This is a genomic window from Bradyrhizobium sp. 23 (genome assembly GCF_023073295.1).
In the GTDB taxonomy this organism is placed as follows: Bacteria; Pseudomonadota; Alphaproteobacteria; order Rhizobiales; family Xanthobacteraceae; genus Bradyrhizobium; species Bradyrhizobium canariense_D.
In genome coordinates this window covers 203,358-204,105 of record NZ_JADPJF010000098.1, presented here as the reverse complement: position 1 = coordinate 204,105, position 748 = coordinate 203,358, and the positions used below count along the sequence as shown (strand labels likewise).

The 748-nt window shown below is 65.9% G+C and carries 1 protein-coding gene and 1 pseudogene; one reads left to right on the top strand and one right to left on the bottom strand.

What is annotated here, in order from left to right; translation table 11 throughout:
• On the bottom strand, positions 1 to 364 hold a 364-nt coding region (locus tag IVB32_RS24810; RefSeq protein WP_346731109.1), incomplete at its 3' end, for an isopentenyl transferase family protein.
• Positions 365 to 375: 11 nt separating this feature from the next.
• Between IVB32_RS24810 and IVB32_RS24805 the strand changes: the two are divergent.
• Positions 376 to 748 (top strand): annotated as a pseudogene (locus tag IVB32_RS24805) (phosphoserine phosphatase SerB); the annotation flags it as partial.

The following is a 748-nucleotide window of genomic DNA, read 5'->3' as shown; positions in this document are numbered from 1 at the left end:
AAAGGCCCGCCGTGAGCGCCTTGAAATAGAGCCCGGTGCCGCCGATGAAGATCGGCAGGCGCCCTTCGGCTTTCGCCGCTTCGAGCGCCTTGGCCGCGTCGCCCACCCAGGCACCGGCTGAAAAATTCACGGCCGCATCGACATGGCCGTACAGGCGATGAGGCACCTGCGCCTCGTCGCCAAGGGTGGGGCGCGCGGTGATGATGCGGAGGTCACGGTAGACCTGCATGGAATCGGCATTGATCACGACCCCGCCCGCAGCGAGCGCAAGCTCGAGCGCCAGCGCCGACTTGCCGCTGGCGGTCGGGCCTGCGATAAGCACCGCCTTGCCAACATGCCTTCTGCCGACTTGCCCCTCGCTCACGAAAACCTCAAATGTCCCTCGTTGCCACGCTGATCTGCAACCCGAATAATCCCGCGCTCGACTCGACCATCGTCGACGGCGCCCGCGCCGTGCTGCCTCAGGCAGCTCCCGCGCACTGGCTGTTCGACGGGGTTGCAGTCGACATCCCGTTCGGCGCCGACAGTAACCTCGAAGGCGACCGTCACGCCATCGAGCAGCGGCTCCGCGAGCTTCGCGGCGACCTGCCCATCGACATCGTGGTGCAGCCAGTCGGCTTCCGGCGCAAGAAGCTTTTTCTCGCCGACATGGATTCCACCATGATCGGTCAGGAATGCATCGACGAGCTCGCCGATTTCGTCGGGGTGAAGGCCCATGTGGCCGCCATCACCGAGCGCGCGATGCGCG